The sequence below is a fragment of the Geodermatophilus sp. CPCC 206100 genome (assembly GCF_048569675.1).
Classification (GTDB): Bacteria; Actinomycetota; Actinomycetes; order Mycobacteriales; family Geodermatophilaceae; genus Geodermatophilus.
On the sequence record NZ_JAQISV010000042.1, the window covers coordinates 1 to 15,826 of the forward strand.

At 74.9% G+C, this 15,826-nt stretch carries 15 protein-coding genes; 9 read left to right on the forward strand and 6 right to left on the reverse strand.

What is annotated here, in order from left to right; all coding sequences use genetic code 11:
- Positions 1-139 precede the first annotated feature (139 nt).
- A complete protein-coding gene (locus tag PGN05_RS18575) occupies positions 140-460 on the forward strand; it encodes an EthD family reductase (protein ID WP_419754050.1) in 321 nt (106 codons plus the stop codon).
- Positions 461-469: 9 nt separating this feature from the next.
- Here the strand turns inward: PGN05_RS18575 and PGN05_RS18580 are convergent, their stop codons facing one another.
- On the reverse strand, positions 470-847 hold the full coding sequence (locus tag PGN05_RS18580; protein WP_419754051.1) for a YybH family protein: 378 nt from the start codon (positions 845-847) through the stop codon (positions 470-472).
- A gap of 156 nt (positions 848-1,003) precedes the next feature.
- Here PGN05_RS18580 and PGN05_RS18585 point away from each other — a divergent pair, with 156 nt between their 5' ends.
- Entirely contained in the window at positions 1,004-2,548 is a 1,545-nt protein-coding gene (locus tag PGN05_RS18585) for an acyl-CoA synthetase (RefSeq protein ID WP_419754052.1), read from the forward strand.
- Between the two features lie 36 nt (positions 2,549-2,584).
- On the opposite strand, the gene PGN05_RS18590 is transcribed toward PGN05_RS18585, so the two are convergent.
- Together PGN05_RS18590 and PGN05_RS18595 are read right to left on the reverse strand one after the other, a co-directional pair.
- Positions 2,585-3,703, reverse strand: a complete 1,119-nt coding sequence (locus PGN05_RS18590) for a pentapeptide repeat-containing protein (RefSeq protein ID WP_419754053.1) — start codon at positions 3,701-3,703, stop codon at positions 2,585-2,587.
- Between the two features lie 195 nt (positions 3,704-3,898).
- Positions 3,899-4,873 (reverse strand): helix-turn-helix transcriptional regulator, encoded by a 975-nt coding sequence (locus PGN05_RS18595; RefSeq protein WP_419754054.1) that lies wholly within the window; start codon positions 4,871-4,873, stop codon positions 3,899-3,901.
- A 141-nt stretch (positions 4,874-5,014) separates the two neighbouring features.
- Here PGN05_RS18595 and PGN05_RS18600 point away from each other — a divergent pair, with 141 nt between their 5' ends.
- Both PGN05_RS18600 and PGN05_RS18605 read left to right on the forward strand, forming a co-directional pair.
- Positions 5,015-6,445 carry an amidase gene (locus PGN05_RS18600; protein WP_419754055.1) on the forward strand — a complete coding sequence of 477 codons (1,431 nt, stop codon included), beginning with the start codon at positions 5,015-5,017 and terminating at the stop codon, positions 6,443-6,445.
- A gap of 50 nt (positions 6,446-6,495) precedes the next feature.
- Positions 6,496-6,858 carry a nuclear transport factor 2 family protein gene (locus PGN05_RS18605; RefSeq protein WP_419754056.1) on the forward strand — a complete coding sequence of 121 codons (363 nt, stop codon included), beginning with the start codon at positions 6,496-6,498 and terminating at the stop codon, positions 6,856-6,858.
- Positions 6,859-6,920: 62 nt separating this feature from the next.
- Here the strand turns inward: PGN05_RS18605 and PGN05_RS18610 are convergent, their stop codons facing one another.
- Positions 6,921-8,345: an AAA family ATPase gene (locus tag PGN05_RS18610; RefSeq protein WP_419754057.1), complete on the reverse strand. Its 1,425-nt coding sequence runs from the start codon at positions 8,343-8,345 to the stop codon at positions 6,921-6,923.
- Positions 8,346-8,492: 147 nt separating this feature from the next.
- Between PGN05_RS18610 and PGN05_RS18615 the strand changes: the two genes are divergently transcribed.
- From PGN05_RS18615 to PGN05_RS18625, 3 genes are read left to right on the forward strand one after another with little or no spacing between them, the layout of a single operon-like run.
- On the forward strand, positions 8,493-10,418 hold the full coding sequence (locus PGN05_RS18615) for a S9 family peptidase (protein ID WP_419754058.1): 1,926 nt from the start codon (positions 8,493-8,495) through the stop codon (positions 10,416-10,418).
- On the forward strand, positions 10,415-10,837 hold the full coding sequence (locus PGN05_RS18620; RefSeq protein ID WP_419754059.1) for a DUF1810 domain-containing protein: 423 nt from the start codon (positions 10,415-10,417) through the stop codon (positions 10,835-10,837). The genes PGN05_RS18615 and PGN05_RS18620 overlap by 4 nt, the downstream gene beginning before the upstream one ends.
- Positions 10,838-10,876: 39 nt before the next feature.
- Entirely contained in the window at positions 10,877-11,905 is a 1,029-nt protein-coding gene (locus tag PGN05_RS18625) for a glutathione S-transferase family protein (RefSeq protein WP_419754060.1), read from the forward strand.
- A 4-nt stretch (positions 11,906-11,909) separates the two neighbouring features.
- On the opposite strand, the gene PGN05_RS18630 is transcribed toward PGN05_RS18625, so the two are convergent.
- Positions 11,910-13,664, reverse strand: a complete 1,755-nt coding sequence (locus PGN05_RS18630; RefSeq protein ID WP_419754061.1) for an ExeM/NucH family extracellular endonuclease — start codon at positions 13,662-13,664, stop codon at positions 11,910-11,912.
- A gap of 178 nt (positions 13,665-13,842) precedes the next feature.
- On the opposite strand from PGN05_RS18630, the gene PGN05_RS18635 reads away from it, so the two are divergent.
- Positions 13,843-14,274, forward strand: coding sequence for a hypothetical protein (locus PGN05_RS18635; RefSeq protein ID WP_419754062.1), 432 nt, complete (start codon positions 13,843-13,845; stop codon positions 14,272-14,274).
- Between the two features lie 18 nt (positions 14,275-14,292).
- The gene (locus tag PGN05_RS18640) at positions 14,293-15,054 is read left to right on the forward strand and encodes a DUF6308 family protein (RefSeq protein ID WP_419754063.1); all 762 of its coding nucleotides are present in this window, start codon (positions 14,293-14,295) and stop codon (positions 15,052-15,054) included.
- Positions 15,055-15,064: 10 nt separating this feature from the next.
- On the opposite strand, the gene PGN05_RS18645 is transcribed toward PGN05_RS18640, so the two are convergent.
- Positions 15,065-15,805, reverse strand: a complete 741-nt coding sequence (locus tag PGN05_RS18645) for an alanyl-tRNA editing protein (RefSeq protein ID WP_419754064.1) — start codon at positions 15,803-15,805, stop codon at positions 15,065-15,067.
- Positions 15,806-15,826 lie beyond the last annotated feature (21 nt).

The following is a 15,826-nucleotide window of genomic DNA, read 5'->3' on the forward strand; positions in this document are numbered from 1 at the left end:
GCTCTGCCCACCGTGGTGGGCAGAGCACGAGCTCCCGCAGAGGGTCCTGAGCCGTCCGGCGGAAGCCCGGTTCTCCCGCGCGCCGCCGACCTGCTTGGGTCGGCGGCGACCGGTGCGGTCCCGGCACGGAGGTGGAGACATGGTGCACAGGATGGTCGTCCAGTACGGGCAGCCCACGGACGCGGCGGTCTTCGAGGAGCGCTACACCGAGCACGTCCGGCTGATCAACGAGGTGCCGGGCGTCCTGCGCTACACGCTCGGGCGGCCGGCGGCGCGCAACGGTGAGCCCCCCGCCACCTACCTCGTCGCCGAGCTCGACTTCGCGTCCGCCGAGGCGATGGGCGAGGCCATGGGCACGCCGGAGTGGGCCGCCGCCGGCGAGGACGTCCCGAACTTCGCCACCGGCGGCGTCTCGGTGACCTTCTTCGACGTGGAGGACGTCGGCCGCAGCACGACCTGAGGACGGCGGTCAGCCCGCGGCAGTCTCCTCGTCGGCGTTGTAGATGTCCGTCGCCCACCTCCAGGACCCGTCGGGCTGCCGCCGGTGGACGACGACGTACTTCCCGGTCTGGACGACGGTGCCGCCGGCACGCATCTCGTACGCGCCCTCCTCGACCGCGAGGTCGTCGCGTTCCTCGAGCGAGACGGTCCTGAGCGCGCCGCCGTCGACGCCCTGGTCGACCACCCCCTGCCAGAACCGCTGGATGCCGTCCCCGGTCAGCGGAGGCGAACCCGGCGGGAGGAGGCGGGCGTCCGGCGCGTACACCGACGCCATCACCACGGCGTCGCCCTTCTCCAGCCCCTGCACGAACGTCGTGTTCAGGGCGTCGATGTCACTGCGGCTCATGGCGGCCTCCTCGACGGTGGGAGGTCCAGCGTCGAGGCGCGGAGCCGCACCGGCCAGGGACCTCCGGCCCGCCACGGGACCTGGGCCCCTGGCGATGTCGCAGCCCGGCAGCGGACCGTGGCCCCACGCCACGCCACCGGCCCGGGAGGAAGCACCGTGTACCTCACCCAGGGACTGCACCGCGCCGTGCAGCAGCGCCCCGGCGCCCTCGCCACGGTCTGTGGCGAGCGCACGCGCACCCACGCCGAGTCGGTCGACCGGATCGCCCGGCTGGCCGGCGCCCTGCGCTCGCTCGGGGTGGCGGACGGCGACCGAGCGGCGATCGTCGCCCTCAACTCCGATCGCTACCACGAGTACCTCGCCGCGACCCTGTGGGCGGGCGGCGTCCTCGTGCCGGTCAACTCCCGCTGGACCGTCCCGGAGATCGCCGACTCGCTGGCCGAGGTCGGAGCCCAGGTGCTCGCCGTCGACGACGTCTTCGCGCCGATCGTCCCGGCCCTGCGTCAGGCCCTGCCGGGCCTGCGATCCGTCGTCTCCATCGGCGACGGCCCCACCCCGGAGGGCGCCCTGGCGGTCGAGGACCTCGTCTCCGTCAGCGAACCCGTGGACGACGTGCGCCGGGGCGGGGACGACCTGGCCGGCGTCTTCTACACCGGCGGTACCACCGGCCGGGCGAAGGGCGTCATGCTCAGCCACCGCAACCTGCTCACCGCGATCATGGGCGGCGCGGCCGTGGCGGAACCGCGGCTGGAGAGCACCTACCTGCACGCCGCGCCGATGTTCCACCTGGCCGACTTCGCCATGTGGGTCACCGAGGTCGTCGCCGGCGGGACCCACGTGACGATCCCCGCCTTCGACCCGCTCGCGGTGCTGGCCGCCGTCCAGGAGCACCGGGTCACCGACCTGCTGCTGGTGCCGACGATGCTCCAGCTGGTCGTCGACCACCCGCGGATCGACGACTTCGACCTGACCAGCGTCCGCCAGGTGCTCTACGGCGCCTCTCCGATGTCGGACGCGCTGCTCGGCCGCGTGATGAAGACCCTCCCCAACGCCCGGTTCATGCAGGCCTACGGGATGACCGAGCTCGCGCCCTCCGCCACGATCCTCACCGCCGCCGACCACGAGGACCCGCGGCACCGGCGGTCGGTGGGGCGGGCCGCGTACCACACCGAGGTGCGCGTGGTCGGACCCGACGACGCGGAACTGCCGCGCGGGGCGGTGGGCGAGATCGTCGTCCGCGGCGGCAACGTGATGCTCGGCTACTGGAACCGGCCCGAGGCCACGGCCGCGGCGCTGCGCGGAGGCTGGATGCACACCGGTGACGCCGGATGGATGGACGACGAGGGCTACGTGTACCTCACCGACCGGCTCAAGGACATGATCATCACCGGCGGTGAGAACGTGTACTCGGTCGAGGTGGAGAGCACCCTCGCCCAGCACCCGGCGGTGGCGACGTGCGCGGTGATCGGCGTACCGGACGAGACGTGGGGCGAGCGGGTGCACGCCGTCGTCGTCCCCGTGCCGGGCGCCACCCCGACGCTGGCGGAACTGCACGACTTCTGCGTCGAGCGGATCGCCGGCTTCAAGATCCCGAAGTCGGTGGAGCTGGTCGAGGCGCTGCCGCTGTCGGCCGCCGGGAAGGTGCTCAAGCGCGAGCTCCGCAAGCCGTACTGGGAGGGGCACGAGCGCGCCGTGCACTGACCAGCCGGCCGGACCGCAGCGGATGCCGTCCCAGGCTCACTCCAGCGCGTGTCCCTCGTCGAGGCACCTCCCGACTTCGTACTCGGCCACGTCGGATGCCTCGATCTCACCGATGTCGGTTCCGCTGGCGGGGTGTCCCACGACACCCGTCGTCGTGACCTCATCGAGAACGGCGCCGTCGAGCATCGCTCCCTCCACGTACGCGCCGGTCAGATCTGCACCGGTCAGGTCGACATCCCGCAGGTCGGCACCCTGCAGGTTGGCGTTCGTGAGCCGCGCTCGGCGCAGGTTCGCCCCGATGAGCTCGTCGTCCGACTCCGGGTCGGGCGTGTTGAGGCGAGCGCCGGCGAGATCGGCGCACTGGAAGTGGGCGGAGGTGAGCGTCGCGTTCCCCCACTCCGATCGCGTGAGATCGGCGCCCCGCAGGTCGATGGCGACAAAGTACTTGGCGTCCAGCCACGAGAAGTCGATGCCTCGCCACGTCTGGCCGTACAGCGGAGCGGCGGCGAGATCGACGTTGATCGGTTCGTCCGGACTCAGGACGTCCACCGCTGCTCGATTGGTGTCGCCGAGGATGCCGCGCAGGTTCGCCGCGGCGTAGATCTGGTCCTGGGGTCGATCCGGCTCACCGAACATTCTCTCGGCGAACGGCTGGTCCCCCGTCGTCAGCTCGACTCCGCCCGCGGCCGCGGCCGGCGGCGGCGCCGCCTCGTCCGCCGGCTCGCCGTCCGGCGGGAACTTGAGGTAGTTCTCGTAGACGTCCAGGGTGACCTGGAACAGCGCGAGGGCATCGCCCCGAGCGCGCTCGTACGACTCCGCGTCGACCGCCTGCGCGTCGCGCAGGCGGTCCTCCACGTTGCGCCGCAGCATGGTGAACCCCGCCACGCGCTCGACAGCCAGGTCTCCGCCGATGGCCTGCACCCCCGCGGAGTACCGCGCCTCGCTCGCCCCGCGCTCGATCGCCGCCTGGGCGACACTGACCGCCTCCGCTGCCGCCTCCGCCGCCTTCGACGCAGACGCCGCAGCCCAGATCGTCGCTGCGACGATCACGAGGGTGACGAGGAGAGACACCGCGTGCAGGGCCACCTCCCACTTGCGATAGCGGCGCTCGCCGGGCTTCCAGTCGTCGCCGCCCTGCGGGCTCCCCGTGCTCACATCCGCCTCCCCCGTGAGTGGTCCACAGAATGTGGGGCGCAGGCCGTCAGGCGTACAGGGGACGAGGTCCTCGCCCGTGTCATCGGGCCGATGCGACCAGTGGTCGGGGTGCCACCCGGGAGGGGATGTCACGGCGACAACTCGTGCTCTGCCCACCCGGGTGGGCAGAGCACGAGCTCCCCGAGAGGAGGTGTGTCAGGCCGGCAACCGGACCAGCCCGGCACCGACGGCGAAGGCCGCCGCGGCGGCGCGGTTGCCGGCGCCGAGCTTGCTAAGCAGGTGCTCGACGTGGGTGCCGACCGTCCGCTCGGTGACGCCGAGCCGCCGGGCGACCATCCGGTTGGTCTCCCCGGCCGCCAGGCCGCACAGCACCTCGAGCTCGCGCAGGGACAGGCCGGCGGGCGCGGCGGCCGGCCGGTGCTCCACGACCACCCAGCGCCCGGCCGGGCGCGCCTCGACGGCGGACAGCTCGCCTCCGCGCAGCACCAGGAGGTGCCGGCCCAGCCGCGACGGCCACGCCGAGGGGTGCAGCAGCGCACCCAGCGGTCCGGCCAGCAGCGCCGGCCGGGCGGACGGCGTCAGCGCCAGCACCCGCCCGTCGTCCGGCGTCCAGGCCAGCACGCCGCCGTCCCCCGGCACCACCGGGACGATCCCGCCCAGCGGGTCGACCAGGCTGGCCAGGTCGGCGCGCAGCAGCCGCAACCACGACACCGCCTCGTCGTCCACGCCGACCGACACGGTGCTCGCGTGCAGCGACCCCACGTACCGGCCGCCGGCGGACAGGCACACGCTCACCCCGTCGGTGAAGCGCAGCGGGGTGATGACCCGTTCGAACATCGGCCCGCGCCGGTCCGCGGGGTGGATGTCGCGGACCCGCAGCGGCCGGCCGGAGGCACGGACGGCGGGGAACAGCGGGTCCTCGTGGAAGGCCGACTCCATCGCGGCCAGCGCCTCGGCGACGTAGCCGGTGCTGGCCAGCGTCTCGTGCCGGGAGCGCACCGGGTCCCAGCGCTCGACGGCGGCCGCGCACGCCGACAGCGACTCCAGGGCGGCCAGCACGGCCTCGGCCCGGGCCGCCTCGGGCACCGGCTCCCCCGCCGCGACCGCCTCGGCGGCCTCGCGGACGGCGAGCGCGGCGGCCAGCCGGCCGCTGCCCCGCGCGTCGCGCATGCGCGCGAGGGTGGCACGACGGCCCGATTCCGGGAAGGGACGCGGGGTCGGTAGTTCGCCCGATGCGGCCGTGGGCGGCGCGCGGCGAGCATCGGCGGCGCGCGGGCAGCCGGGCCCGCCGGCGACGCGAGGAGCGCGACCGTGGAGGTCTCCGAGTACACCGAGTACGACGCCACCGGGCTGGCCGAGCTGGTCCGGGGTGGCCAGGTCTCCGCCGCCGAGGTGCAGGCGACGGCGCAGCGGGCGGTCGCGTCGGTCAACGGGGAGCTGAACGCCCTCGTCGGCGAGCCGTTCGAGAAGCCGCTCGACGCCGACGGAGACGGCCCGTTCGGCGGCGTGCCGTTCGCGATCAAGGACCTCGTGCTGCACGCCGAGGGCGTCCCCCAGGGGGCCGGCTGCCGCATGCTCGGCCCCGGCTTCCCGCACCCCTACGACACCGCGCTGATGCGCCGCTTCCGCGCGGCCGGCCTCACCGCCCTCGCCCGGACGGCGACGCCGGAGTTCGGCTTCAACGCCAGCACCGAGTCGGTCGCCAACGGCCCCACCCGCAACCCGTGGGACCCGACCCGCTCCCCCGGCGGCTCCAGCGGCGGGTCGGCCGCCCTCGTCGCCGCCCGCGCCCTGCCGGTGGCCCACGCCAACGACGGCGGCGGGTCGATCCGCATCCCGGCCGCCGCCTCCGGGCTGGTCGGCCTCAAGCCCAGCCGCGGGCGGGTCAGCGTCGCCCCCGACTACTCCGACCCGCTGCTGGGCCTGGGCATCGAGTTCGCCGTCACCCGCACCGTGCGCGACGCGGCCGGACTGCTCGACGCCGTCCACGGCTCCGAGCCCGGCGACCGGTACCTGCTGCCCGCCCCGGCGACCACCTTCCTCGACGCCGCGCGCCCGCCCGCCGGGCCGCTGCGGATCGCGATGAGCACCACCGCACCCAACGGGGCGCCGGTGGCGGCGGCCTGCGTCGACGCGGTCCGGGCCGCGGCCGAGGCGCTGCAGGCGGCGGGGCACACCGTCGAGGAGGCCGCTCCGGAGTTCGACGTCGCCGCGTTCGACGACGCCAACCTCAAGGCCTGGTGCAGCTTCCTCGCCGACGGCGCGTACGGCGCGGCCGCCGCCCTGGGGATCGACCTGTCCACCGCCGTCCTCGAGCACACCACGCTGGCCTGCGCCGAGTACGGGGCCACCCTCACGGCGCTGGACATGTACGGGGTGGACCGGGTGTTCAACGCGACCACGCGGTCGCTGGCGCAGTTCCTCACCGGCTACGACGCCTGGCTCACCCCGACGACCGCCACGCCCAACACCGTTCTCGGCCACCTGGACGCGAACGACCCGTCGCTGGACGCACGGGGCTGGTACGACCGGATCTTCACCTTCGCGCCCTTCACCGCGCTGGCCAACGTCACCGGCAACCCGGCGATCTCGGTGCCGGGGCAGCCGTCGCCCGAGGGCTGGCCGGTCGGGGTCCAGCTGGTCGGCCGGTACGCCGGCGAGGAGACGCTGCTCGGGCTGGCCGCGCTGCTCGAGGAGGCGCTGCCGTGGGCCGACCGGCGTCCGGCGGTGCTCGCCCGTTGACCGCCGGTCGCGCACCAGGCCAGGGTGGGGGTCCCGTCGGAGGAGCTGCGATGACCGCCACCGTCCTGACACCGCGCGACGTCGCCGAGGCGTTCTCCGGGCACCGCTTCCGCGACGTCTACGACGCCCTCGCACCCGACGTCCGGTGGACCGCGGTGGGGCAGGGCGAGACCGTCGGCCGCGAGGCGGTGGTCGAGGTGTGCGAGGCCACGCTCGCCGAGCTGGCGTCGGGGACGGCGGAGTTCTCGCGCTTCGTCGTGGTCGCCGAGGGGGACACGGTCGCCGTGGACTCGATCGCCCGCTACGTGGACGCCGACGGCGGGGTGAGCGTGGTGTCGTCCTGCGACGTCTACGCGTTCACCTCCGGGCTGGTGACCGAGATCCGGTCCTACGCCGTGGAACTGCCGGGCTGAGACCCGGACGGTGGGTGTTCCTGTGCGGGAGCGGAGGGGGACCACTCCGGCGGACCGGCGGATCAGCCCTGCGCCGCGGCGCCCAGCAGGGTGCGGGTCATCGCGTTGCGGGTGTCCAGCAGCTCGTCCAGCGCCGAGGCGAGGTCCGCGGCCGACACGGACAGCGCGCCGGAGCCGGCCGGAGAACGCTCCGCCGCGAACAGCGCCGCCCGCCGGATCAGCTCTTTGAGGAACGAGGCCGTGACGCCGTCGGTCCGGTCGAGGACCTCGTCCAGCCCCGAGACGTCCATCGCCAGGTCGCCGCGGTACAGCTCGAACAGCGCCCGGCGGGCGTCGCGGTCGGGCAGCGTCAGCTGCACCGCCTGGTCCACCCGGCCCGGCCGCGCGGCGAGCGCCGGCTCCAGCAGGTCGGCCCGGTTGGTGGTGAGCAGGAAGACGACGTCGGCGTCCTCGGCGAGCCCGTCCATCTCGTTGAGCAGCTGGAACAGCAGCGGGTGCTGGCCGGGGTGCATGCCGCGGTCCTCGGCGATGAGGTCGACGTCCTCCACCACGACCATCGCCGGCTGCAGCGTCCGCGCCACCGAGCACGCCTCGGCGATGAGGTGCAGCGCGCCGCCGGTCAGCTGGACGACGGTGGTGCCGGGCAGCCGCCCGACGAGGTACCGCACGGTGTGCGTCTTGCCCACCCCGGGCGGGCCATAGAGCAGCAGCCCGCGCTTGAGGTGCTGCCCGGCCGCGAGCAGCCGCTCCTTGTGCCGGGCGACGTCGACCACCTGCCGCTCGATCTCCGCCAGCGTGTCGGCGGCGAGCACCAGCTGGCCGGACTCGAGCCGGGGCCGGCGGTGGAACTGCAGCAGCGTCTGCCCGGGCCCGAACACCTCGCCGGCGAAGGACAGCACCTGTCCGCGGAACACGTTCTCCCGGTCCGCCGCGGCCCGGATCTCCCGCACCGCGGCGCGGGCCGCGGCCGGATCCGTGGACAGCGCCTGCACCGACACCCGCTCGATCCCGGTCTCGGGCTCGGCGGCCCGCACGAGCAGCGCCGTCCGGACGCCGCCGTCGTCCACCAGGTGCACCGCGCAGCGCAGGCACGGGCGCGTCTCGCCGTCCGGACCGCACGGCAGGTTCACCGTCGCCGCGTTGCCCGGCCGCGGGCCGAACGGGTCGGCCGGCTGCCCGGCCATCGCGACCAGCTCGGCCAGGCCGAACGGCCGGTGCCGGAAGTTGACGATGCCGACCAGCTCGGTGCTCCGGCCGGTCAGCCACGCGTCCAGGCCGGCCTGCACGTTGACGTGCTCGTAGGCGGGCCAGGTCTCCTCGACCACGTCGCCGCCGACCCCGGCCTCGCCGAGGTGCGCCGCCAGCAGCGCGGCGAGGGTCACCTGGTCCCCGGCGCGCGCGGCCCGGGTGACCGCCCGCACGCCGCGGCGCGCCAGCTTGCCGAGGTCGGCCAGCTCGATCGGCCGGTCGTCGGCCGAGGGCGGCACCTCCGCCGGACCTGCAGGTACGTACGCCGCCCATCCCCGTGTCACCGCGGCAGCGTGGCAGCTCACCGCCTGTCTGACCATCCGTTTCGTGTCCCGGCCGTACCGTGGTCGCGGCACGGGGGACGACGGGCAGGAGGGCACGACAGGGTGACGACGGACGTGGGCCGGGAGACGACAGCCGTCGAGGACACGCGGGCGGTGGCCGAGGCGGTGGCACTGTCCGAGGAGCTCGTCGACGCCTGGGGCAGCTGGGGTCCCAACATGACCCCCGACGCCACGCAGGTGGCGTTCATCAGCGACCGCTCCGGCACGCCGCAGGTGTGGATCCAGGACGTCGTCCTCGACGGTCCGCCCCCGCCCGCGCGGTCCATCCGGCTGTCCGACGACCCGGTCGTGTCGGTCCGGTGGGCCGCCGACAGCCGGTGGCTGGCCTGCGAGGTCGCCACCGACGGCGGCGTGCGGACGGCGGTCTGGGTCGTGCGGCCCGACGGCTCGGACGCCCGGCGCATCGCCGGCGGGCCCGACGAGCACGCGGAGCTCGGCCCGTGGACCCGCAGCGGGCACCGCTTCGTGGTCACGATCCCCGGGGCGACCCTGGGCGCGCCGACCCTCGCCTACCTCGCCGACCCCGCCACCGGGCGGCTCGACCCGCTGGCCGAGGGCGACCTCATCCACGTCCTGGACATCTCGCTGGAGGAGCGGTTCATCGTCGTCCGCGACGGCGAGCGCGGCCAGCAGTACGTCTCCGTCGTCGACCGGCTCACCGACGAGGACTTCAGCGCCCTGCCCCAGGGCGCGACCGGCTCCACCGACGTCGCCCTCATCCGCCCGGCGCCCGACGACCACAACGGGCCGGTCTACGTCTACCTCGCCTCCGACGTCGGCCTGCCCCGCCGGCAGCTGATCGGCCTGCCCTTCGGCCCCAACGGGTGGCGCGGGGAGGCCCGCTGCCTGGCCGCCCGGGACGACGCCGAGCTCGAGGACATCGACGCCGACGACGCCGGCAAGCTGCTCCTGCTGGTCTGGAACGTCGCCGGCCGCAGCGAACTCGAGCTGATGGACACCGCCACCGGCGGGCGCACGCCCATCTCCGGGCTGCCGGGCCTGGTCGCCGCCGACCCGGTGCTCAGCCGCGACGGCTCCAGCGTGGTGCTCGGTGTGCAGGGCCCCACCCGGCCGCGGGAGCTGTGGCAGCTGGACACCACCACCCACGCCTGGACCCGGGTCACCTCGGCTCCTCCCCTGCCGGCGCGGCGGCTCGTCGTCCCGGCGCTGGAGACCTTCACCGGCAGCGACGGGCTGACGCTCACCGGCTGGCTGTACCGCGCCCCCAGCCACCTCAAGGACCTCGGCCCGGCGCTGGTCAGCCTGCACGGCGGCCCGGAGGACCAGGAGCGGCCGGTCTTCTCCCCGCAGCACCAGGCGCTGGCCGCGGCCGGGATCACGGTGTTCGCACCGAACATCCGCGGCTCGTCGGGCTTCGGGCGCGAGTTCGTGCACGCCGACGACATCGGCGGGCGGTACGACGCGTTCTCCGACGTCCTGCGCGCGGCGCAGCACCTGGTGGACCGCGGCATCGCCGACCCGGACTCGATCGCGGTGGGTGGCCGCTCCTACGGCGGCTACCTCACCCTGGCCTCGCTCGCGTTCACGCCGGGGGTGTTCGCGGCCGGCGTGAACGTCTGCGGGATGTCGGACCTGGTCACCTTCTACCGCGACAGCGAGCCGTGGATCGCCGCCGCCGCGGTGTCGAAGTACGGCCACCCCGAGCGGGACCGCGCCCTGCTGGACGACATCTCGCCGATGCGGGCCGCCGACGCGATCGACGTCCCGCTGCTGGTCGTGCACGGCGAGCACGACACCAACGTCCCGATCGGCGAGGCGCACCAGATCGTGCTGGCGCTGCGCGAGCTCGGGCGGACGGTGGAGTACCTCGAGCTCGCCGGAGAGGGCCACGAGTACCGGCGCACCGACTCGCGCAAGCGGCTGAACGCCACCATGGTCCGGTTCCTGGCCCGCGCCTTCGCCGGCGTCGCGGCCCGGCCGCGCCCCGAGCCGGTCAGCGCCGAGTGAGCGACCCCTTCGGCCTCGAGCGGTTCGTTCAGGCCCAGGACGGCGGCGTGCACGAGGCGGCGCTGCGCGAGCTGCGGGCCGGCACCAAGCGCGGGCACTGGATGTGGTTCGTCTTCCCGCAGGTCGCCGGGCTCGGCCGCAGCTCCACCGCCCAGCACTACGCCGTCTCGGGCCTGCCGGAGGCGCAGGCCTACCTCGACCACCCGGTGCTGGGCCCGCGGCTGGTCGAGTGCGCGCAGGCCCTGCTGGACCTGGGGACCTCCGACGCGGTCGCCGTCCTCGGCCCGATCGACGCGGTGAAGCTGCGCTCGTCGATGACGCTGTTCGAGCGGGCCGCGCCCGAGGCCGCCGTCTTCGGCGGGGTGCTGGACCGCTTCTTCGCCGGCGAGCGGGACGAGGCGACACTCGCCCGATTGTGAAACGCGCGGGTCCGCCCGTCGTCCGACAGGCTGAGGCCCGTGAGCGAGGGAAACAGCTACGTCAGCGGCGGCGAGTACACGCGGGACTCCAACTACATCCCCGACCGCATCACCGCCGACGGCTCGAGCGGCTGGCCCGTGGAGGCCGGCCGCTACCGGCTGGTGGCCGCCCGCGCCTGCCCGTGGGCCAACCGGGCGGTGATCGTGCGGCGGCTGCTGGGCCTGGAATCCGCGATCTCCCTCGGCCTGTGCGGGCCGACCCACGACGAGCGCAGCTGGACCTTCGACCTCGACCCCGGCGGCCGGGACCCGGTGCTGGGCTACGAGCGGCTGCAGGAGGCCTTCCTCGCCCGCTTCCCCGACTACGACCGCGGGATCACCGTGCCGGCGATCGTCGACGTCCCCACCGGGCAGGTCGTCACCAACGACTTCGCGCAGATCACCCTCGACCTGTCCACCGAGTGGACGGCGCTGCACCGCGACGGGGCCCCGGACCTCTACCCCGAGAAGCTCCGGGACGAGATGGACGAGGTCATGCGGCGCGTCTACACCGAGGTCAACAACGGCGTGTACCGGTGCGGGTTCGCCGGCTCGCAGGAGGCCTACGACCAGGCCCACGACCGGCTGTTCACCGCGCTGGACTGGCTGACCGACCGGCTGGCCGGCCAGCGCTACCTGGTGGGCGAGACGATCACCGAGGCCGACGTCCGGCTGTTCACCACGCTGGTCCGCTTCGACGCCGTCTACCACGGCCACTTCAAGTGCAACCGGCAGAAGCTGTCGGAGCTGCCGGTGTTGTGGGCCTACGCGCGCGACCTGTTCCAGACGCCGGGGTTCGGCGACACGATCGACTTCCCGCAGATCAAGGAGCACTACTACGTCGTCCACGCCGACCTCAACCCGACGCGGATCATCCCGCAGGGCCCGGACACGTCGACCTGGCTGACCCCCCACGGCCGCGAGGAGCTCGGCGGCGCGCCGTTCGGCGACGGGACGCCGCCCGGTCCGGTAGCCGAGGGCGAGGAGGTCCCGACCGACTCCGGCCCCGGGGGCGTCGGCCACCGCTGAGGCGTCACCCGCAGCCGAGGCCGACCCCGAGCACCAGCGGGTCGTGGTCGCTGGAGCGGTAGGGGTCGGGTGCGTACAGCTCCGGGTCGCCGTCGTACTGGTAGGCCACGGACTCGACGGCGTTGACGTTCCAGTGGGCCAGGCCGGTCACCCGCGCGGTCAGGGACGGCGTGGCCAGAGCGTGGTCCAGGGAGCCCGACTGGTCGTCGAACACGTAGCTGTGACGGCCGGGGTCGAACCGCTCGCCGAGGTCGGTCAGGCCCGCCTCGCGCAGCGCCTGGACCGGGTCCTCCTGCGTGTAGGCGTTGAGGTCGCCCAGGACGACGACGTCGGGGTCGACCGCGGCCAGCCGGTCGACGAAGGCCGCCAGTGACCGCGCCTGGCGGACCCGGTCGCCGTTCCACGCGCCCTGCCCGTCCCCGCTGTCGGCGTTGTCGCCGGTCGCCGCGTCCGCCGAGCCCTTCGACTTGAGGTGGTTGGCGACCACGGTGAGCACCTCGCCGGCCGCGGTGAAGGTCTGCGCGACCGGCTCGCGGGCGTTGCCCCACACGGTCTCGTCGACCAGTCCGACCGGGTCGCCGGCCGGTGCGACGGCGGCGGTCCGGTAGACGATCGCGTTGCGGATGGCGTCCCGCTCGACGCCGTACAGCTCAGCCGGGAGCGGCACGTACGCCCACGCGTCGCCGCTGCGCGCGCTCAGCAGCCCGGTGAGGTCGGCCAGCGCCCGGTCGGCGTCGCCGGGGCTGAAGCCGGTCGAGTCGGTGTCCTCGATCTCCAGCAGGGTGACGACGTCGGCGCCGAGGCCGTCGATCGCGGCGACGACCTTGGCCGCCTGCGCCTCGAACTCGGCGTCGGTCCGGGCTCCGCGGGCGTCGGGTCCGGTGCGGGTGAGGAAGTAGTTGAGCACGTTGAACGCGCCGATCCGCAGGTCGCCGCCGACGTCGTCCGGCGCTCGGGGCCGGGTGTCCTGCGGGGCGAACACGCCCTCGGCGGTGCCGTCGGCCGGTTGCAGCCGCCACTGGCCGAAGCCCCAGCCGAGGACCACCGGCTCGGTGAGCTCGAGCGCGTCACCGACCCGCACCGGGGTCTCCGGCGACAGGTAGGGGCGCTCGGCGACCGACACCCGGGCGCTCGCGCCGTCGTCGAGCACGATGCGCCGCAGGGCGTTCCCCTCCGCGACGGCCTCGGCGCCCGGGCCGGGCCGGGCCACCTCGGTGGGCTGCACGAGGACGCCGCCCGCGGAGAGGGTCAGCTCGCCGAAGCTGACCAGGTCGAAGACCTCGCTGACGGTGAGGACGTCGGCCGGCTCGACGAGCACCCCCTCCAGGCGTTCCCGTTCGGTGTCGTCCGCGGGCAGGTCGAGGGGCGCCGCGGCGGGCAGCTCGGCGGTGCCGCAGCGCTGCACGTCCTGGCCGGCGACGACCTGCGTCTGCCCCTCGAACTCCTCCGCCGTCCCGGTGACCGCGACGGTGTCGCCGAGGCCGACCTCGACCGGGCTGAACACGAAGACACCGTCGGAGGTCGCGTCGTCCGCGTCGCCGTCGAGGTCCTGCACGGTGAAGCCGGAGAGGCCGGGCAGGTCGGCGACGACGACACCCCGGACGGTCACCTGCCGGCCGGCCAACGGCGTGGCCGACCCGCTGCCCTGGACCTGGCCGATCTCGTGCGTGGGGGCGGCGCACTCCTCGGCGGCGGACGCGGTCACCGGGAGCGCGAGGAGGGCCGCGGTGGCGACTGCGGTGCGGGTGCGTCGGAGCACGGGGAGGTCCTCCCGACGGCGGGGCGGCGAGGGCGCACCCCTGACGGTAGGGAAGCCGCCGGGAACACGCCCGGGGGGCTAGCACGAACCGCGTCCCGGGCGCCTCGGCGCCGGTGGACGGCGGTCGGCCCTGTGGACAGCGGCCGCCGCGTCGCCGCGTGCCGCCACGGTGGACCGCATGACGACTCCCCCGCTCCTCCAGGTCCCCGTCCGCTCCGCCGCCGAGCTGACCCGCCGCTGGGCCGACGTCCTCGACCCGCCGGTCTTCGCCGCCCGCAGCCTCTGGCTGATGTGGCTGGACTCCGACGGGCTGTCCCTGCCGCTCGTGGTCCCGGTCGACGACCTGCCACGGCGCCCCGACCGCGCGACCGTGACCGGGCTGCTGCTCCTGCACGACACCGTGGTCGAGGGTCGGCTCGCCGGCGGGCACGTGGCGATGGCGCTGTGCCGGCCGGGGCAGCCGACGGTCACCGCGGAGGACGACGCGTGGACGGCGGCGCTCCGCGAGCGCTTCGGCGCCGGTCTGGAGGGCACCTGGAGCCTGCACCTGGCCGCCGGCGGGCGGGTCGTCCCACTCGTCGACGCGCCGGAGACGCGCGGGAGCGGCTGACCGGAGGACGCTGGGTGGGTGGCTGCCGACGGTGCCCTCTTCCTGCCCAGCACCGGCCCGGACCCCATCCCCCTGGACGTCGCCGCCGCGGCCGTCCTCGGCTACGCACGCGGCCGCCGGCCGCTGCGCTTCCGGTCCCCGAGCACGCCGGAGGGCCGGTGGGTGCAGGTGCTCGCCTTCGGCTTCGAGCGGTTCGACCGGCACCCCCGGCCGGACGGCCCGCTGCGCGACGCCGACGTCCTCGTGGCCGAGGGGCTGCACGGCCGGCTCTCCCCCGACGGCTGGGCGGCGGTGCGCCAGGCGCTGGACGACGCCCGCGACCTCGCGGACGCCGCGACCGCCCGGGCGGGCGGCCGGGCCTTCTGGGACCTGCCCGCCGACGAGTTCTCGGTGCTCGGCGAGCCCGGGACCGTCGGCGCCGCCCTCCGCGGGCTCGGGAAGCTGGGCTCCGCGCCGCAGGCGGCGTACGTGGCGGCCGCCCTGCACCACCGGCGCCCGGAGCTGTTCCCGCTGCTCGGCGGGCCGACCGGGCGCCAGCTCTGGCCGCACGTCGAGGAGGGCGACAGCGGCGTGGCGGCGGTCGTGCACCGGGAGCTGACCGCCAACGCCGAGGGGTTCGCGGCCCTCGGCACGGCGGTGACCGCGCTGCTCGGCGGCCTCGAGGTCAGCCGGCTGCGGCTGCACGACGTGCTGCTGTGGCTCAGCGGCAGCCTGCGGCTGGGCCACGCCGTCGGCCTCGGACGGGCCGCGCCGGAGTGGGCCTCTGCAGCCGAGGTGTGACCCGCGGCCGTCAGACGATGCGGATGCGCAGCCGGCGGAACCCGCGGCCCTTGTTCTCCATCTTGGTGACCTCCACCCGGCCGACCATCGACGTGGACGCCACGTGGGTGCCGCCGTCGGCCTGGGTGTCGAGGCCGACGATGTCGACGATCCGCACCACCTCGATGTCGGGCGGCAGCAGGTTGGTGGCGGTGCGGATGATGTCCGGGATCGCGAACGCCTCGTCCCGGGGCAGCGTCATCACCTCGATGCGGCGGTCCGCGGCGATCTCGGCGTTGACCGCCTCGGCGACCCGCTCCTTGAAGTCGGCCGGCACCTCGGCCAGGTCGAAGTCCATGCGGGCGGTCAGCGGCTCCATGTTGCCGCCGGTGACCAGCGCCCCGAAGTCGCGGAACACGACGCCGGTGAGCACGTGCAGGCCGGAGTGGGTGCGCATCAGCCGGGTGCGCCGCTCGTCGTCCAGGGCGCCGCGGACCCGCGTGCCGGCGGGCGGCACCGGATCGCCCTCCACCGGGACCAGGTAGAGCTCGTCGCCCTTGCGGGTGCCGGCGATGCGGGTCCGGACGCCGCCCCACAGCAGCACGCCCTCGTCCGGCGGCTGCCCGCCACCGCCGGGGTAGAAGGCGCTCCGGTCGAGCACGATCCCCTGCTCGGGGTCGGCCGCGACGACGGTCGCGTCCCACTCGCGCACGGTGGCGTCGGCGAGGTCGAGGCGGTGGGTGTGTCCGTGCCGGTCGGTCGCGGGAGTCACCCGCGCATGGTGCCCGGTCAC